Genomic DNA, 17,438 nt, shown 5'->3' on the forward strand with positions numbered 1-17,438 from the left:
GATCAGCGCACGGTGAGCCGGATGATCACACAGCCCTGCTGCCAGCTCTGGTAGGCATCGGCCAGGTTGGGATTGCCGGCTACGTCGATGCCCATGCCGTTGAACTTGGCCCACTGCATGTTGTCGCGGGCGATGACTTCCGACAGCCGTACCACCGATTCGGCATCGGTGACCACCTCGGCGTCGGCGGTGTGCCTGGGTCCGCCGAAGGACACCTCGATGGGCACACCCTTGCGGATATTGCTCACCCACGGACGCTTGGCGGTGCCGACCAGGATGTCGCCCTCGTGGCGGGTGTAGGCGACGGGCACGCCATAGTGCCTGCCTGATTTGCGGCCCACCACGTGCAGCACGCACAGCCGCTTGCCCACCCGGGTGGACAGCACCGGCACCCGCAGCAGGCCGCGAATGAGGGTATTGAGCAGGTTCTGATAGGACCGGATCGGCTCCGGCCCGGTGGTGGTCGGGGTCCCGTAGGGATTGGTCTCGGGGGTCTGCTCGGTCATGTCGGCCTCCTTCGCTGAAACGCGTTGTGCGGCAGTCACACCGGCGTCGAGTATAGATCGTGTGGCGCCGTGTCCGAAATTTGCTGGAAAGAAGCTGTAGATTCCGGAGTGTTCGCAGCATGACCCGCCGGCGAGGAGTGCGCGTTGACCGATGTGATGAATCGCCCAGCTCGGCCGTACGGTGCCGGACGGCACGCCAAGGCCGAGGAACGCCCGCCCATGGCGTGGTGGACCGTCGCGGCGGTCGCGGTGCCGGCAGCGGTGGTGCTGCTGCTGTCGGCGAGCCGGTACGGGTATTTCGGGGACGAGCTGTACTTCCTGGCCGCGGGCCGGCGGCCGGCGTTCGGATACGCCGATCAGGGCCCGGTGCTGCCGCTGCTGGCGCGGCTGATGGACACCCTCGCGCCCGGATCGTTCTTCGTGCTGCGGCTGCCGTCGGTCGCGCTGACGGTCACCGCCATCGTGCTGTGTGCCGTGCTCGCCCGCGAATTCGACGGCGGCCGGTGGGCGCAGCTGCTCGCCGCGATCGGGTACGCCGGCTCGCCGTTCCTGCTGTTGCAGGGAACCATGCTCACCACCAATGCCGTCGACACCGCGCTGTGGGTGATCATCACGTGGCTGGTGGTGCGCTGGGTGCGGACCCGCGACGACCGGCTGCTGCTGGCCGCCGCCCTGGTCACCGCGGTGGACATGCAGGTGAAGTGGCTGATCCCGTTCTTCTGGATCGCGGTCGCGGCGAGCAGCCTGCTGTGCGGGCCGCGCGAGCTGGTGCGGCGGCCGCTGCTGTGGGCGGGCGGGGCGATCGTGGTGGCCGCGACGGTGCCCGAGCTGATCTGGCAGGCACGTCACTCCTGGCCGCAGCTGAAGATGGGCGGGGTGATCGGGTCCGAGCAGGGGATCCTGGGCGGGCGGTTGCTGTTCGTGCCGATGTCGGTGAGCCTGGCGGGATATCTGGGCGCCCTGCTGCTGTTGTGCGGACTGTGGGTGCTGCTGCGCTGGGATGTGCTGCGGCCCTACCGTTTTCTGGGTGTCACCCTGCTGCTGTTGTACGCGGCGTTCCTGATCGCGGGCGGGCGGATCTACTACGCGGCGGGCATGTACGCGGTGCTGATCGCGGCGGGCGCGGTCGGCGTGGTCGGCACGGCCGAGCGGATCGGACCGGTGTGGCGGCGGGCGGTCACCGCGGGCGTGACCGTGTTGGCGCTGGGCACAACGGTTTTCACGCTCTACTCGACCCCGTGGCGGCCCGCCGACCAGGTGCATTCGCCCCGTGGCGACGCCGAGGCCGCCATCAAAATCGGCGTGTACGGCTCCTTCGGGTGGCACGAACTCGCCGACGAGGTGACCCGCGCTTACCAGGCGCTCACCCCGGCCGAGCGCGCGCACGCGGTCATCGTCACCGACACCTACTGGCAGGCGAGCGCTCTCGACGAGCTCGGCCGCGACCTGCTACCGCCGCTGTACAGCCCCAGCCGCGGCTTCGGCTACTTCGGCGCCCCGCCCGGCGACGCCACCGCGGTGCTGGCCGTCGGAAGCTCCGAGGCGGCGCTGCGCAGCCAGTTCGAGCACGTCGAACCCGTCGGCAAGGTGGACACCCGGCTGGGCTTCGAGGGCAATACCCGGGACGTCACCATCTGGAAGTGCGCGGGCCCGAAGCAGCCGTGGTCACAGGTGTGGCCGAACTGGATGCACCTGTAGCGGTGCACAGCGGGACGACCGTGGGCGCGGGTCCCTCGCCGAGCTGGAAGCGCTCCACCGCGGCCGCCAATTCCGGTAGCGGCGCGGTCGATTCGCCGCGCAGCGGGTCGCGCACACCGAGCTGGCGCAGCAGGCCGGCGGTGGCCGGGATGGCGCGACCGATGGGCGTTGCCGGCGCAGCGCGGCCTCCAACTCGGCGTCGGCGCCGGTGAGCGCCGCATCGCCGATATCGCCCACCAGGGCGGGAACCACGGTCGGGAGCGGCGGGCACGCGCCGAAGTCATCGACGGTACGAGCGGACCTTGCGCCCCGGCTGTCCGGCTCAGTGCGTGAACGAATCCGCCGGTCCGAGCGGAACCACCAGCGCCGACGGATACAGCGCGTTCTGCTGGATCTGCTGCGAGGTGCCCAGCAGCCGGCCCAGATCCGCCGGATTCGGGATCGTCGAGGGGAACGTGCCGCTGCTGATGCGCAGCCGCAGCGCGTGGCCGGGTTCGAGCCGGTGGAAGGCGGGCCGGATCTTGACCTCCATCTTCACCACGTCGCCCGGCGTGAGCAGCTGCTCGTTCTCCTTCAGCACCGTGTGCTCTGGCGCGTAGACGGTGCCGTCGGCGGTCGACCAGGTCTTGCCGTCGTCGAGGGTGCGCTGGCTGGCCAATTGCGAACCGCCCGTAATGTTCACGGCCGTCCCGTCCGGCGCGACATCGTCGAGCCAAACCTGGAACGCGGCGTCGGTGCCGGTGGAGGAGGCGTACAGGGTGACGCTCGACGGCCCGGCCAGCACGGTCGGCTCGGTCACCGGGTCCATGGTGTAGCGCAGGCCCGCCGTCGGATTCTGCACCCATTCGGTGCACGGGTCGGAGACGGTGAAGATCCGGAACACGAAATCGAGCAGGCCCGCCGTGTACTGGCCCAGCGACTCGCGATTGCAGATGTTGTCGATGCCGGTGTAGTTCAGGCGATCGGAGGCGTCGGCGGCCGTCGGTTTGTCCGCGACGAGACGGTCACCGTCGAGATAGCGCTGCTGGACGGCCGCCTGCTCGAACGGATAGCGCGCGGTGTCGGCGGCATTGTTGCCGGCGTCGATGACGTGCAGCGGCGTGCCGGTCTCGTCGACGCCATTGGGGATGTCCTCGAGCCACCGATCGAACCACGCCAGGGTGATCCGATCGGTGTCCATGCGCGAGCCCGGCCCCATCCCCAGGCCGACGTGATACCAAGGGCCCATGAGCAATTGGTAGCGCCCGTCGGCCTGCTGGCCGGGAGCCATGGGCGCGAACTGGTCGCGGCCGGCCGCCAGGTTCTGCAGCTGCGCGTAATTGCGCACCGCGCCTTCCTGATACAGATCCCACCAGCCGTCCACCTGGTACACGGCGATGCCGTTGTCGACCAGGTTGTGCAGGCCGGTCTCGAAACGCCGGTCCTGCCACCAGGAGTTGTCGTACGCGGTGGAGCCGCCGGTGTATGCGTCGAACAGCAGCTTCACCGTGCTGGTGTCCGGACCGACCAGCGCGAGCAGGTGATCACCGAGGGACTTCAGGAACATCTGGGGCGAGACCGCGGCGGTCAGGAACGGCCCGATCAGGCTCAGGTACGGGACCATCAGCGAGATGACCGTGAGCAGCAGCGGGCTCATCATGCCGTCGTGGTCGAGCACCTCGTCGAAGATGTTGTTGGGCACCGCGAACGGCACGATCGCCTTCAATGGCGAACCGGGGCCGACGGTTTCGGCGGTCCGCAGGGCCGACAGGCCCGGGAACGAATAGCCGTACATGCCGACCTTGCCATTGGAGCCGGGCAGCCCCGCGGCCCAGTCCACCAGTTCCGCGCCGTCCTTGCCGTCCTGCTCGGAGGCCGGACTCCAGGCGCCCGTCGAACCGCCGGTGCCGTGCACGTCCGCGGTCACCTCGATATAGCCGTGCCGCACCAGCATGTCCTGCATGGAGGTGGCCTGGTTGATGATGCGGCGGGCGTCCTTCAGCTGATCAGGGAGCTGGATGTGCAGATCGTCGATGACGCCGGTGATGGCGGCGGTGAGCGCGCTGGTCACCGCGCCGTAGGTGGTGAGGTTGACGATGACCGGGAACTCGCCCGCGGCCCGCTGCCCGGTCGCCGGATCGGTCGGGTAGCGCACCTCGGCCTGCAACTGGGTGCCGTCGGAGAGCGGAACGACCTGTCCCAGTTGATAACCCACCCCGTACCGCTCCGGGGTCGGGTGATAGCCGGACGGGAGCCCGAAGTTCACGGGCGCGTCGGGTACCGGCGCGGCCCCGGCGGGGGTGGTGGACGTGACGGTCATGGCCAGCACCGACAAACCGGCCACGGCCCAGGGGGCAAGACGGCAGCGGCGCGGCCGGAAGGAACTACTCAACGATCTACCTCTGCGGATGGTCGGGAGGCCGCGGTCGGGCGCGCCGGATCTCCGGCGCCCCGCGCGACCTCATCGTCGGAGTTCAGCAGACCGCCCAGCGCCCGCGCGCCGCTACCGGCAATCGCCAAGACTGTGGCGCGGGCCATTGTGCACATGTCCAAGCGGAGGGAGCCGGTGAATCATGAAGGCCCGCAACGCGGGCGCGTCGAGGGCCGAACCTGGGCGCGGATTACGGTGCGAAGCAGGCGGTTTCGAGCCGCCGGGCGATGCGGGCTGCCGACAGCGTCATGGCGTCGGTCGGGCGGTGCGGATCCAGGCCCGTCAGTTCCTGCACCCGGGCCAGCCGGTAGGTGACGGTATTGCGGTGGATGGTGAGCAGCCGGGCGGTGGCCAGCTGATTGAAGCCGGTGTCCACGAAGACCTCCAGGGTCTCCGTCAGCAGCGGCTGGGCATCCAGCGGTGCCAGCACGGCCGCCAGCCCCGCGCGGGCGGAACCGCCTGCGGCGATGGTGTATTCGAACAGCAGGTCCGGGCGGCGGCAGACCGGCTGCGGGCGGTCCAGGCAGCGGCCGAGCTCGGCCAGCACCCGGGCCTCGGCGAAGACCTCGGGGACCTCCGCGCGCGATGCGGCGGTGGCGACGCCCACCCAGAACGGTGCGGGCGGTCCCATCCGGGACAGCGGCGCCTCCGGCTGGGCTGCGGGCAGGCCGGGACCGGGCAGCCTGCCGGTCAGCGTGGCAAGTGTGGCGGTTCCGTCGTCGCCGGGTTGCAGTGGCAGCAGCGCGGTCCAGCCGCCGCTGTCCAACCGCAGGAACACACCCGGAATGGCCTCGACGCGATGCCGCAGCTCGCTGGTGTCGGCGCTGCGGGTCGTGCCCAGCCGGAACGCCGCGACCAGGAACGCGTCCGGCACCGTGATGGCCGGTTCGTGCGCCCACTCGATCGGGTCGCGGCCGGTGAGCAGCGCGTCGGCGATGGCGCGGCGGCGTTCCAGCAGCTCCCAGCGCGGGTCGTGCGCGCGCTGCACGCAGGCGGTGGCGATGCGGGTGGTGAGCAGGGTGACATACCGCAGCAGCGACACCGCGGCGTCATTGAGCAGTTCCCGTTCCGGCTCGGTGGCGGTGTCCTTCAGGCGAGACCACAGGTATTCCGCACCCATGCTGTAGCGGCCCAGCACGTCCTCGAGGGATTCGCCGTCGCGGACCCGGCTCAGCGCGATCTGCACGACCTCCTGGGTGTCCTCCGGCGAGGGCGCGCGGCCGGAGCGCACGAACTCGAAGAACAGGTCCACGTTCAGCGTGATGCCGCGGGCGAAACCGCCGGCCACCAGGGATTCGGGCAGGGTGCGGTAGGGCGGCATCGAGGCCGGCACCTCCGCGCGCGCCACGACCGCGCGCCGGTACAGCTCCTCGAGCGCTCGGTCCCGCAATCGCGTGTGCATCACTCTCCTACTACCCGTACAGCGACTCGATAGTAGCGGCGTAGGTGGTAGCTATTGGTTTGCGTCTGAGTTTCCGGACCAGTGGCAATGGCGAAGATCTGCGGCGGCGGATTTGTGCACAGTGACAAATACGGGGGAGTGGAACGCCGAAGTGTTCGGGGAGGGGTCTCGCTCGGCCCGGCGTGGCGCGTGCAAAGTGGCTAATGATCTTGTTACACAGGCTCATTCGCGTCCATCCCCGGATGCCTGCGACGTATCGTGTTAGCACGAGCAGGACCGCCGGACCCCGACCGGGCCGTCCGATCGGGTAGGCGTGCGCAGCCACGAGGAGCGAGCGGTGATCACCCCTACCATCAACGGAGTACAGGACTACATCGACGCCGAGGAAGTCGAATACGTCGACATCCGATTCTGCGACGTCCCCGGCATCCAACAGCATTTCTCGATCCCGGCGAGCATGTTCGGCGCGGATCTGGTCGAGAACGGCATCGCCTTCGACGGTTCGTCGGTGCGCGGCTTCCAGGCCATCCACGAGTCCGACATGCTGCTCCTACCGGATCTGCGCACCGCGCAACTGGATTCGTTCCGTGCCGCCAAGACCCTCAATATCAGCTGCTTCGTCCACGACCCGCACACCCGTGCCGCCTACAGCCGCGATCCCCGCAACGTGGCCCGCAAGGCCGAGGAATACCTGCGGTCCACCGGTATTGCCGACACCGCCTATTTCGGTCCCGAGGCCGAGTTCTACATCTTCGATTCGGTGCGCTACGACACCGCCATGAACGGGGCCTTCTACGAGGTGGATTCGTCGTCGGCCGACTGGAACACCGGCCAGCGGACGAATCCCGACGGCACCCTCAACCGCGGCTACAAGGTCCGGCCCAAGGGGGGCTATTTCCCGGTCGCCCCCTATGACGCCGAGGTGGACCTGCGTGACCGCATGTGCACCCATCTACAGCGCGCCGGATTCGAACTGGAGAAGGGGCATCACGAGGTCGGCACCGCCGGACAGGCGGAGATCAACTACAGGTTCAACACCCTGCTCGCCGCCGCGGACGATCTGATGCTCTACAAGTACATCGTCAAGAACACCGCCTGGGAGTCCGGCAAGACCGTCACCTTCATGCCCAAACCGCTGTTCGGCGACAACGGATCCGGCATGCACGTGCACCAATCCCTGTGGAAGGACGGCTCGCCGCTGTTCTACGACGAAGCCGGCTACGCGGGCCTGTCCGATCTGGCCCGCCACTACATCGGCGGCCTGCTGCACCACGCGCCGTCCCTGCTGGCCTTCACCAACCCGACGGTGAACTCCTACAAGCGCCTGGTGCCCGGATTCGAGGCACCCGTGAATCTGGTCTACAGCCAGCGCAATCGCTCCGCCGCCGTGCGCATTCCGGTGACCGGCACCAGTGCCAGCGCCAAGCGCCTCGAATTCCGCTGCCCCGACTCCTCCGGCAACCCGTATCTGTCCTTCGCCGCCATGATGATGGCCGGGCTCGACGGCATCATGAACAAGATCGAGCCCGCCCTGCCGGTCGACAAGGACCTCTACGAGCTCACCCCGGAGGAGAGCGCCGAGGTCACCCAGACCCCCGGCAGCCTCGAGCAGGTCATCGACCGGCTCGAGGCTGACCACGACTACCTCACGCAGGGCGGGGTTTTCACCGACGACCTGATCGACACCTGGATCCGCCTCAAGCGCGACTCGGAGATCGCCGAGATCAACGTCCGCCCCCACCCGTACGAGTTCGAGCTCTACTTCGATGTGTAAACCCGACCTGCACGAAGTAGTCGGAAAATGAAGCGGCGGTGGCCATCAGTGAGTGATGGCCACCGCCGGTAAAGGTTGCGAGCCCGCAAACAACCTCCTGTCCGTCATGTTCAGGAGGGTTCGGGTTGTGGGTGCGGGGCGGCGGGGGCGACGAGGTAGTGGCGGCCGGGGATTGTCTGGGGCCGGTACCGTACGGCGGGGTCGCAGACGATGGGACGGTCACCCGGGCAGGCGATGAGGGTGATGGGGCTCGATTTCGGGGTCTGCATGTATTTCTCCGTGGGCAGGTTATTCGCCGAGGTGGGTGATGGGGCCGAATTGGCGCTCGTAGTTGCTCATGCTGTCGTTGAGGGTTTGCATGAGCCGGAAGATCAGCGCGGGTGGGAACTTCACGCGGGAGGTGACCTGCACTGGTTGTCGCATCATGGGTTGACCGGCCGGGGTGACAGCGCCCGGCTCGGTGGGCAGGTAGACAAGGCAATCGAGGGTGAAGTCGGTGCGGTTGTACCAGCAGGTGAACCCGTTGGCGTACACCCCGGCGTTGACGGCCTCCGGCACGATGACCTCGACGTGGACATCGGATTCGTCCGCGGGCGGCGGAACTGGGCCGCTCACCGCGAAGCTCCTCGGTAGCAGGGCCGGCGAACCGGCCACACCAGGTGCCCAGTGTGGCCGGCCGCCAGAACTTTGGTCACTGCGTCATCCTCGCCGGGTCAGCGGCCCTGTTGGAGACGGGCCTGCTGGCGGATTTGTTGGAGCTGTATCTCCCACTGACCGGCGCGGTCCTGCGCCCGGTTGGCCTGGTCCTCGGCCTGCTGCGCCAATTGACTGGCCTGGTCGGCCTGGTCTTGGGCGGTGCTGGCCCGTTGCTGGGATTGATTGGCCTCGCCCTGGGCCTGCTGGGCCTGGCTTTGAGCCCGGTCGGCCTCGCTCTGGGCCTGCTGAGCCTGGTTGGTGGCCAGGATCGCCTGCTGGCGGGCCTGCTGTGCCTGCTGGTTGGCCTGGCTGGCGTCCTGCTGCGCGTGCTGGGCCTGATGCTGCACTTGCCGTGCCTGCGCCTGTGCCTGGCGTGCGAGACCCGAGGCCTGCATCGCATACTGGCGGGCGTTCTGTGCCTCTTGTCGGGCTTCGTCCATTCGCAGCCGCAGCAATTCCACTTCCGCCTGCACGTCGATGTCCCCGCGTCGGGCTTCCGCCGTCGCCATACCGCTGGTTTCCTGTGCCATGTTCGAGCTCCCTTTCAACGATGTGTGGATTGAGACACTGAGGTTGTTGCGGGAAGAACTCGTGTGACCGGTGCCATTCTGCCCAATACATCACCGGGAGGCAGTAACTTTTCGGCAACCAGTAGGCAAAGCCGACGAAACATACCCGAACCCGGGTTCGAAGAGATGGACGGGGCCAGCGGGAACAGCAATGGGCGATGAACAGCACGGGGGTGCGGGTCGAGGCGATAGCCGATCCGGTACGCAGCGAGTGCGCAGCGGATTCGGCAACCGCCCCTCTGCCGAACATGACCAACGGGCAATCCGCAGGTAGGTGCGGTATTCCAACGCTCCCATCCGCTACAGAACCCCGGATGGCAGTCCGAGCTCTACCTCGACGTGTAGAGACCGGCGAGGGCCGGCGGGAGCGGGCCCTCGTGCAGGACACCGAGGCGCTGGGTGGCGCGGGTCAGCGCGACGTACAGCTCGGCCGCGCCGCGCGGGCCGTCGGCGAAGATGTGCTCGGGCTCCACCACCAGGACCGCGTCGAATTCGAGGCCCTTGGTCTCGGACGCGGGGACCGTGCCCGGCATGCCGTGCGGGCCGATCACGATGCTGGTGCCCTCGCGGCCCGCCTCGTCGCGGACGAATTCCTCGATGGCCGACGGCATCTCGCCGCGGGTGAGCTGTCGCGCCCACGGCTGCACGCCGCAGGAGCGCACCGACTCCGGCGGCGTCACCTCGGGCGCGAAACCGGCCAGAACGGCGGCGGCCACGGCCATGATCTCGGCCGGGGTGCGGTAGTTCACCGTGAGCGAGCGGTAGACCCAGCGGCCGGGGACGTACGGTTCCAGCATGGCGTCCCAGGAGGTCGCGCCCGCCGCGGACCGGCGCTGAGCGAGATCGCCCACCACGGTGAAGGAATGGCTCGGGCAGCGGCGCATCAGCACCCGCCAGTCCATCGCCGACAGCTCCTGCGCCTCGTCGACCACGATGTGCCGGTAGGTCCAATCCCGGTCCGCGGCAGCACGTTCGGCGAGTTCACGGGTGTCTCGTTCGAGGAAACGCTCGGCCAGGTCCTCGCCGTAGAGCAGGTCGGTGGCGAACAGGTGATCCTCGTCGTCCATGTGGTCGGCGCGGCCGACCAGCAGATCGAGCACGCCTTCGGCGTACGCGGCCTGGGCCTTCCGTTCCCGTTCGGCAGCCGCCTCCTCGGCGGAGGTGTCACGGCCCAGCAGATCGACCAGTTCGTCGAGCAGCGGGACATCGGACACCGTCCACGCCTCGCCGTCCTCGCGCCACAGCGCCTCGTCGGCGCCCGCCGCGCGCAGCCGATCGGTGGACGAAAGCAGGTCCGCCAGCAGCTTTTCCGGTGTCAGCGTGGGCCACAGCTCGTCCATCAGCGCCGTGAATTCCTCGTGCTCGGCGAGTTCGGTGCGCAGATCGGTGCGCATGTTCTCCCAGGCCTCGCGGTCGTCGCGGGTCAGCCAGCCCTCGCCGATCCGCTTGATGGCGCGCTCGGTGAGCGCCCAGGTGAGCACCTCGAGGAAGGTCGCGCGAGCCTGGTTGTGCGGCAACCCGCTACCGCGCGCCTCCTCCCGCGCCCAGCCGGCGATATCCGCGCCGATCCGCACCGTCACATCCGACAGTTCGATCGACACCGGGTCCTGCGGAATCCGCTGACAGTCGGCGATCGCGGCCTTCAATACGTCGAGGATCTGCAGGGAACCCTTGAGCCGCACCGCTTCCGGTCCGTCCTCGGCCGTGATGTTCAGCCCGGGCATGAGATCGCCGGTGGTGGTGAACACCACGTTCGTCTCGCCCAGCGACGGCAGCACCCGCCCGATGTGCCTGAGGAAGGCCGTGTTCGGGCCCACCACCAGCACGCCGTTGCGTTCCATCTGCGCACGCTGCGTGTACAGCAGATACGCGACCCGGTGCAGCGCCACCACGGTCTTGCCGGTGCCCGGCCCGCCCTCGATCACCAGCACGCCCGGGTGATCGAGCCGGATGATCCGGTCCTGCTCGGCCTGAATGGTTGCCACAATGTCCCGCATGCCGTCGCCGCGCGGCGCGTTGACCGCCGCCAGCAGGGCCGCGTCACCGCGCTCGCCGTCACCGGGATGGCCGAACACCTCGTCGGTGAAATCGGCCACCAGCCGCCCGCGCGTGTGGAATTGACGACGACGCCGCATGTTCTCCGGGCTCGCCGCGGTCGCGATATAGAACGCCTGCGACGCCGGCGCGCGCCAATCCAGCAGCAGCGGTTCGAATTCGTTCGCCTCGTCGAAGATCCCGAGGCGCCCGATATACGAGTGCTCGCCGGTCACACTGTCCAGCCGCCCGAAACACAGTCCGTTGTCGGCCACCTCGAGGCGCTTGACCTCCTTGCCCAGCGCCCGCACCTCGGCATCCCGCTCCACCAGGGTGGCGCCGCGCGAGCGCAGCGTCTCGCCGTAGCGCCCCTTCACCCGGGCCCGCTCGGCGTCCAGCCGTGCGTACAGCCCCGTCACATACTGCCGCTCCGCGAGGAGTTCCTTCTCGTACCCCTGATCCGACACCAGCACCACACCTTCCCGCCTAGCCGATCCCCGCTGCCCGCCCGCGCGCCCGTTCGCGCAGGTTGCAGCCCTCGGCCAGCGATTGTGCGCCAATACCGGGGCCTTGCCGCAAGTCCCCCACTGCGTTATATGGTTGAAGGGGAAAGGACGACGATCCTTTCCGTTCCTTTCTCTTTCTCCTTCCGGCCTCTTTTTCCTTCCTGATTCCCCTACGCGGCGTCCGGGCGTTGTCCGCCCGAGGCCAGGGTCAGGATGTCCTTGTTGCCGTCGGCCCACTGGGCGGTCATCACCATCGAATCCACCTTCCACTCGCCCCCGACCGGGTGCAGTCCGATGCGGTAGGTGCCGCCCAGCGTCCACCGTGGCGAACCGAAACGATTGGCCAGGAGGTGGACCGCCTGGAAGACCGCGGTCAGTTCCGCGCGGTCGCCGTCCACGCTGACCAGGTGATTGCCGAGCAGGTGCTGGGTGGCATCGAAGCTGCCGATCAGCTTCTCCCAGTCGGCGCGGATCTGCGCCGGCGTGACGGTCGCGGGCTCGCCGCCCCAGATGCTCGAGTAATCGAGGGTGACCTCGCCGGCGAAGACACCGGGGAAGGCGTCCCAGTCGCGAATGTCGATGAACCAGAACAGACGGGTGGCGGCGTCGATGATGTCGGCACGCTGCTGAGCGGTGGCGGTCATGGCAGATCTCCTACTGTGCAATCGAATCGGTGGTGACGGGGAGCAGATCGCGGCCGGCGAATACGCCGCGGGCCACGCCCATGGCGGAGAGAACGCGCGGAAAACCCGCGTAGGGGAGGGCCTGCAGTATCGCCTCGACGATCTCGCCCGGCGCCACACCGGCATTCAGCGCGGAACCGAGGTGCGCCTCCAGCTGCGGGCGGGTGTCCCCGAGCGCGATGAGCGCACCCAGGATCACCAGCTCGCGCCGCCCGGCATCCAGGCCCGGCCTGGAATGGATGTCGCCATAGGCGAATTCGACGGCGAACCGGTGCAGATCCGGGGCGATATCGGCCAGCTCGTCATAGACCCGGCCGCGCACCCTTCCGCTCCCACCGAGTTCGGCTTGACGGGCCGCACCCCGCCGGAATCTCTCGTTCACGAGACCGACCCTGCTCGCCGCGGCCGGACGTAACCAGTGCACGCCGTGCCTCGTACTCCCGGGGCCACCCACCGCCGCCCCGTGCCAGACTCTGGGCATGGCGGTGCGCGCGGACCTGGCGGAGTTCCTGAAGTCTCGGCGGGCGCGGGTCGATCCGCGAGAGTCGGGCCTGCCGCCGTCCGGCCTGCGCCGGGTGCCCGGTCTGCGCCGCTCCGAACTCGCGCACCTCGCGGGCATCAGCGCCGAGTACTACCAGCGCCTCGAACAGCGCCGCGCCGCCAACCCGTCGACCGAGGTGCTCGACTCCCTGGCCGCCGCGCTGCGGCTCAACTCCGTCGAGACCGAGCACCTGCACGCCCTGGCCCGACCACCCCGCACGACCGAAACCGCCGCTCCCGCACCGCGTCCCGAACTGCTGCGCATGCTCGACCTGATCGACAAGGCGCCCGCCCTGGTCATCACCGACCTGTTCGACGTGCTCGCCGCGAACCCGCTGGCGCACTATGTGTTCGGCCCCATGGCCGACGAGAACATGGCCCGCGCACTGTTCTCCGACCCCGTCGCCCGGGACTTCTACCGCGACTGGGACGATGTCGCCGCCGCGACCGTCGCCCAGCTGCGCCGCGTCGCGGGCCTCTACCCGGCCGATCCCGCCACCATCGCCCTCGTCGACGAACTCTCCACCGGCAGTACGGAATTCGCCGCCCTCTGGCGCGCGGGCGATGTCGAGCGCCGCACCCACGGCGGCAAACTCATCCGCCACCCCCACTCCGGCGACCTCAGCTTCTCCTACGAGAACCTCGAACTCCCCGGCGACCCCCGCCAGCGCATCGTCACCTTCACCCCCGACCCCGGCACCGTCCTCCCCGTCCTCTGATCAACCGGGTCGGTCCGCCGATCCGCGCGGGACCACCCACTGCCGGCGCAGGGTCGGGAAGGCCTCGGCGATGGGGTCGAAATGCTGGTCGTAGTGCAGCACGGTGGCGTCGTAGTGCACCGCGGTCGCCGCGATCAGCACATCGGCGGTCTGGGCCGACCGACCGTGGCCGTGGCCCACAGCTGCCGCCGGATGGTACGGACCAATCGGTCGATCGCGGGGTCCAGATACAGGCGCGGTTCGTGCCGAGGCCCGTCATCGCGGGTGAGCGGGATCGGTCCCTTCGGTCGGTTCGGTGTCGGTCGGGAACGGCACCGCATCGGCGAACCAGGCGATGGCGTCATAATGCTGGCGCTGACGGACCAGCAGTCGCGGGGCGGTGCGGACGGTCTCGGTCTTGGTGGCGCCGCCGGTCACCTTGCGGGCCGGTTCCATGAGGTCGCCCGGAATGTCGATCAGGGTCTTCGTCATCGCCACCTCCCGGGAGATATACGCATCGCGTCGCAGTCTGCCCTCGCCGCGCCGCCACCGCGCCGATGAGTGAATCCAGAAGCCTCGACGCGCCGAGCGTGGTTGCGGGGCGCGTTGGCGTGTTGTCGTTAGATTGGGGTCCGGACGGATCGGCCGCGACGCGAGAGTGGCCCGCAGGGAGGCGGGTTCGCGACGGGGTGCGGGAATATCGTTGTGACACAACGTGCCACGCGAGCGACAACGCGTGGTCATGTGGGGTGGAGTCGAACTATGACCTTGACCTCACTGGCCACGGACTGTGGTGGCGCGGTCATACGATCCGGGGCTGACATATGCGGGAAGGCGAGTAGGCCATGGATCGAAATGCGTTCGTCGAGGTGATGAACGAGGCGAGCGGCATGCTGGACAGCGGCCAGGCCGACGAGGCGCTGGCCCGTTTGTCGGCGTTCGACGACGGGCTCGACGCGACGCCCGATCCCAAGGAGTACGGCTGGATCGTCTCCTACCGCTTCCGATCGGCCTTCGCCGCGGGCGATTACGCGCAGGCCCTGCACCTGGCCGAACACGGCCCGGCCCGCTACCCGGCCGACATCCCGCCCGCCACGCTGGCCACCATGTACTCCATGGCCGTCGAGGCCGCCACCCAGCAGGGTCTGCCCGACAGCGCCGTCGCCATGGCCGACCGCTGCATCGACCTGCGGCGCGCCCACGGCGAGCACGCCGAGGTGCTGATGGCCGCCATGACCGCGTGCACGCTGCTCGGCGATATCGAAAGACACGATCTGGCAAGCAGATATGCGCAGCTGCTGATCACCGAGGGCGTCGGCCACGACGATTACCGCGGCTACGGTTACTACGGCCTGTGCGCCGCCATCGAACAGGGTGTCGGCGGCCATCTCGTCGACACCTTGCGCGCCGGGCGCGAATGGCTGGAAAGTCAGGACAACGAATTCGCCCGGGTGGCACTGGAATACCTGCAAACCGCGCCCAGCCTGCAGGAACCTCTCGCCGTCAACCTGGATATGAGCGACCCGCTGGGCAACGGCGTGCCGCTGTCGGATCCGGTTGCCCCCGATGCCATGCAGACCCAGTTCCTGCGTGTCGGCGACGGCGTGCCGCAGGCGGTCTCCGGCCCGTCCCAGCCGCCGGCCGCGCAGCTCGCCGGCGGCGAGACCGCCGACGCCCTGATGGACGCCAACCGGCCCGGCATCGCCGCGGCCGCCTATCGGGCGCTCATCGACGATGCCCTCTCGAGTGGCCGTCCCGATCCGCTCATCATGGGCAAGTCCACGCTGGGCCTGCTCACCGCGCTCATCTTCGACAACCGGGTCGGCGAGGCGCACTCGGTGTGGATCGACGAGCAGGGGCCGACCTACCTGGGCATCTGGTCGCTCGAGAACGGCCAGACCTCGGTCCACGACGCCATCGCCTACAACCTGGTCGCGGCCTTCCTGCACTCGCTGAGCACCGGCGACCCCAATGCCGCCAACCACGCCGTGGACAGCCTCATGATGCGAAACGTGGAGTGGGCCTACGAGAACGACCAGCAGGCCGTCCCCGCCATGATCAATACCTGGCGGCGTCACCTCTACGAGATCCACGGTGGCGAGCCGGCCCCCGAATACCGCTGGCAGCTCACCCAGGCCGAACAGCGCTGGGGCGCGCCCGTTCCCGAGGGCGGCCTGTACTGGATGCGTCCCTACCGCTGGGTCGTCGACTGGGTCTGATGTGCCGGTGAGCTGTGGCCCGGTCGCCGCCGCCTAGGCTGAACCCATGGCAGCGACCGAAATCTGGCACAACCCGAAGTGCTCCAAGAGCCGTACCGCCAAGGCGGTGCTCGACGACACCGGCACCGACTATGTCGAGCGCCGCTATCTCGACAACCCGCCCTCGGCCACCGAGATCCGCGCCGCCCTGACCAAACTCGGCCTCGAACCGTGGGACATCACCCGCACCGCCGAACCCGAGGCCAAGGAGCTGGGCGTCTCGGCGTGGGGCCGGACCCCCGCCGACCGCGACCGCTGGATCGAGGCCCTGGCCGCGCATCCGCGACTGATTCAGCGCCCCATCGTCTTCACCGCCGACGGCCGCGCCTACCTGGCCCGCGACGAGGAAACCCTCGACGAGCTCCGCTGAGCCTCAGGCCAGCGCGAAAACGGGGAAGCCCGGGGCGATGTCGGCCAATTCTGCGTCGGTGGCGTGCTTGGTGACGCCCTCGAAGAAGCGGCCGACCTCCCAGCCCCAGCGGTCGAGGTAGGCACGCAGCACCGGGATCTTGTCGGCGTCGGAGAGTTCGGTGGCGGTGAAGGTCTGGACCCTGCGGCCCAGGCGCAGTTCGCCGGATCCCGCGACGCGCAGGTTGCGGACCCACTGGGTGTGCCCGCGCGGGGCGACCAGGTAGCGGGCGCCGTCGTCGGTGGTGAGGACATTGACCAGGGTGGTGCGCCACTCGCCGGATTTGCGGCCGCGCACGGCCAGCAGCCGGGAGCCGGCGATGCTGATGCCGAGTTTGGGCAGCAGGTTGAAGAAGCGGTTCATGTAGGGGTCCAGGCCCTTCGGGCCGAGGTAACGGGTGGCGGCGGTGTGGGCGTCCATCGGGCACTTCCTTCAATGTGTGAGAGCGGTGCTCTCTGATGTGATCAGTGTGCGCGCATGACGCTCGGGCTGTCAAGAGCAGTGCTCTCGAAACTTGTCGGTGATCCGATTCGTGGCACACTGTCGGAATGAGCGTGCCCCGTACCGCCCGTGCCCGTGCCCGCGCCGAGATCACCCGCGAGATCACCGACGCCGCGCGCCGCCAGCTCGCCGAATCCGGCGCACCCGCGCTCTCACTGCGGGCCATCGCCCGTGAGCTGGGCATGGTGTCCTCGGCGCTGTACCGGTATTTCCCCAGTCGCGACGAGCTGCTGACCACGCTGATCATCGAGGCCTACAACGCCCTCGGCGATGCGGTCGAGCACGCGGTCGCGACCGAGACCGCCCCCCGTGCCCAGTGGCGGGCCCTGTCGAATGCCGTGCGGGACTGGGCGATCGCGCACCCCCACGAGTACGCGCTGGTGTACGGGTCACCGGTGCCGGGCTATCGCGCCCCGCAGACCACCGTCGCACCCGCGTCGCGCGGACCCCTCGCCGCCCTCGGCATCGTGCACCGGGCCTGGCAGTCCGGCACCCTGGCCACGCCCGCGGAAACCCTCACCCCCGAACTCGAGACCCAATCCGCGTTGATCGCTGCCTTCCTGAACTCCGGCATGCCCGCCGCTGCGGTGGCGCGTGCCATGGTGGGCCTGACCCAGCTGTTCGGCGCGGTCACCTTCGAACTGTTCGGGCAGCTGGACAATACGATGGACCCGGCCGGGCCGTTCTTCGCCTATTCGGTCGAGACCATGGCCGACCTCATCGGGCTCACCGAGTAGCGCTCGAACCTCGGTGC

Annotated in this window: 18 protein-coding genes; 6 read left to right on the forward strand and 12 right to left on the reverse strand. The window is 68.8% G+C overall.

What is annotated here, in order from left to right; genetic code table 11:
- Nucleotides 1-2 precede the first annotated feature (2 nt).
- Nucleotides 3-506: a nitroreductase/quinone reductase family protein gene (locus tag ABZ909_RS06450; RefSeq protein WP_356996604.1), complete on the reverse strand. Its 504-nt coding sequence runs from the start codon at nucleotides 504-506 to the stop codon at nucleotides 3-5.
- Between the two features lie 153 nt (nucleotides 507-659).
- Between ABZ909_RS06450 and ABZ909_RS06455 the strand changes: the two genes are divergently transcribed.
- Nucleotides 660-2,204: a glycosyltransferase family 39 protein gene (locus ABZ909_RS06455; protein WP_356996863.1), complete on the forward strand. Its 1,545-nt coding sequence runs from the start codon at nucleotides 660-662 to the stop codon at nucleotides 2,202-2,204.
- A 322-nt stretch (nucleotides 2,205-2,526) separates the two neighbouring features.
- Here ABZ909_RS06455 and ABZ909_RS06460 read toward each other — a convergent pair whose 3' ends face one another.
- The gene (locus ABZ909_RS06460; protein WP_356996605.1) at nucleotides 2,527-4,575 is read right to left on the reverse strand and encodes a CocE/NonD family hydrolase; all 2,049 of its coding nucleotides are present in this window, start codon (nucleotides 4,573-4,575) and stop codon (nucleotides 2,527-2,529) included.
- A 229-nt stretch (nucleotides 4,576-4,804) separates the two neighbouring features.
- Nucleotides 4,805-6,016: a helix-turn-helix domain-containing protein gene (locus tag ABZ909_RS06465; protein WP_356996606.1), complete on the reverse strand. Its 1,212-nt coding sequence runs from the start codon at nucleotides 6,014-6,016 to the stop codon at nucleotides 4,805-4,807.
- Between the two features lie 337 nt (nucleotides 6,017-6,353).
- Between ABZ909_RS06465 and glnA the strand changes: the two genes are divergently transcribed.
- Nucleotides 6,354-7,790, forward strand: a complete 1,437-nt coding sequence (glnA, locus tag ABZ909_RS06470; protein ID WP_356996608.1) for a type I glutamate--ammonia ligase — start codon at nucleotides 6,354-6,356, stop codon at nucleotides 7,788-7,790.
- A 110-nt stretch (nucleotides 7,791-7,900) separates the two neighbouring features.
- Here the strand turns inward: glnA and ABZ909_RS06475 are convergent, their stop codons facing one another.
- The 6 genes from ABZ909_RS06475 to ABZ909_RS06500 form a co-directional block, all read right to left on the reverse strand.
- Complete coding sequence (locus ABZ909_RS06475) at nucleotides 7,901-8,059, reverse strand: hypothetical protein (protein ID WP_356996609.1); 159 nt, start codon at nucleotides 8,057-8,059, stop codon at nucleotides 7,901-7,903.
- Nucleotides 8,060-8,078: 19 nt separating this feature from the next.
- Nucleotides 8,079-8,405 carry a DUF3467 domain-containing protein gene (locus ABZ909_RS06480; RefSeq protein WP_356996610.1) on the reverse strand — a complete coding sequence of 109 codons (327 nt, stop codon included), beginning with the start codon at nucleotides 8,403-8,405 and terminating at the stop codon, nucleotides 8,079-8,081.
- A 98-nt stretch (nucleotides 8,406-8,503) separates the two neighbouring features.
- Nucleotides 8,504-9,016 carry a hypothetical protein gene (locus tag ABZ909_RS06485; protein WP_356996612.1) on the reverse strand — a complete coding sequence of 171 codons (513 nt, stop codon included), beginning with the start codon at nucleotides 9,014-9,016 and terminating at the stop codon, nucleotides 8,504-8,506.
- A gap of 368 nt (nucleotides 9,017-9,384) precedes the next feature.
- Entirely contained in the window at nucleotides 9,385-11,556 is a 2,172-nt protein-coding gene (gene helR, locus ABZ909_RS06490; RefSeq protein ID WP_356996614.1) for an RNA polymerase recycling motor ATPase HelR, read from the reverse strand.
- A gap of 209 nt (nucleotides 11,557-11,765) precedes the next feature.
- On the reverse strand, nucleotides 11,766-12,239 hold the full coding sequence (locus ABZ909_RS06495) for a nuclear transport factor 2 family protein (protein ID WP_356996615.1): 474 nt from the start codon (nucleotides 12,237-12,239) through the stop codon (nucleotides 11,766-11,768).
- Nucleotides 12,240-12,249: 10 nt separating this feature from the next.
- Nucleotides 12,250-12,660 (reverse strand): carboxymuconolactone decarboxylase family protein, encoded by a 411-nt coding sequence (locus ABZ909_RS06500; protein WP_356996616.1) that lies wholly within the window; start codon nucleotides 12,658-12,660, stop codon nucleotides 12,250-12,252.
- A 97-nt stretch (nucleotides 12,661-12,757) separates the two neighbouring features.
- Here ABZ909_RS06500 and ABZ909_RS06505 point away from each other — a divergent pair, with 97 nt between their 5' ends.
- A complete protein-coding gene (locus ABZ909_RS06505) occupies nucleotides 12,758-13,537 on the forward strand; it encodes a helix-turn-helix transcriptional regulator (protein WP_356996618.1) in 780 nt (259 codons plus the stop codon).
- On the opposite strand, the gene ABZ909_RS06510 is transcribed toward ABZ909_RS06505, so the two are convergent.
- Both ABZ909_RS06510 and ABZ909_RS06515 read right to left on the reverse strand, forming a co-directional pair.
- Nucleotides 13,538-13,678 (reverse strand): hypothetical protein, encoded by a 141-nt coding sequence (locus ABZ909_RS06510; RefSeq protein ID WP_356996619.1) that lies wholly within the window; start codon nucleotides 13,676-13,678, stop codon nucleotides 13,538-13,540.
- 114 nt (nucleotides 13,679-13,792) lie between these two features.
- Nucleotides 13,793-14,008, reverse strand: a complete 216-nt coding sequence (locus ABZ909_RS06515; RefSeq protein ID WP_356996621.1) for a hypothetical protein — start codon at nucleotides 14,006-14,008, stop codon at nucleotides 13,793-13,795.
- Nucleotides 14,009-14,361: 353 nt separating this feature from the next.
- On the opposite strand from ABZ909_RS06515, the gene ABZ909_RS06520 reads away from it, so the two are divergent.
- Together ABZ909_RS06520 and ABZ909_RS06525 are read left to right on the forward strand one after the other, a co-directional pair.
- Nucleotides 14,362-15,735, forward strand: coding sequence for a hypothetical protein (locus tag ABZ909_RS06520; protein WP_356996622.1), 1,374 nt, complete (start codon nucleotides 14,362-14,364; stop codon nucleotides 15,733-15,735).
- Nucleotides 15,736-15,781: 46 nt separating this feature from the next.
- Entirely contained in the window at nucleotides 15,782-16,144 is a 363-nt protein-coding gene (locus tag ABZ909_RS06525) for an arsenate reductase family protein (RefSeq protein ID WP_356996623.1), read from the forward strand.
- 3 nt (nucleotides 16,145-16,147) lie between these two features.
- Here the strand turns inward: ABZ909_RS06525 and ABZ909_RS06530 are convergent, their stop codons facing one another.
- A complete protein-coding gene (locus tag ABZ909_RS06530; RefSeq protein ID WP_356996625.1) occupies nucleotides 16,148-16,603 on the reverse strand; it encodes a nitroreductase family deazaflavin-dependent oxidoreductase in 456 nt (151 codons plus the stop codon).
- Nucleotides 16,604-16,731: 128 nt separating this feature from the next.
- Between ABZ909_RS06530 and ABZ909_RS06535 the strand changes: the two genes are divergently transcribed.
- Entirely contained in the window at nucleotides 16,732-17,421 is a 690-nt protein-coding gene (locus tag ABZ909_RS06535) for a TetR/AcrR family transcriptional regulator (protein WP_356996627.1), read from the forward strand.
- Nucleotides 17,422-17,438: the final 17 nt, after the last annotated feature.

Origin of the sequence: Nocardia sp. NPDC046763 (genome assembly GCF_040645495.1) — a bacterium.
Lineage (GTDB): Bacteria > Actinomycetota > Actinomycetes > Mycobacteriales > Mycobacteriaceae > Nocardia.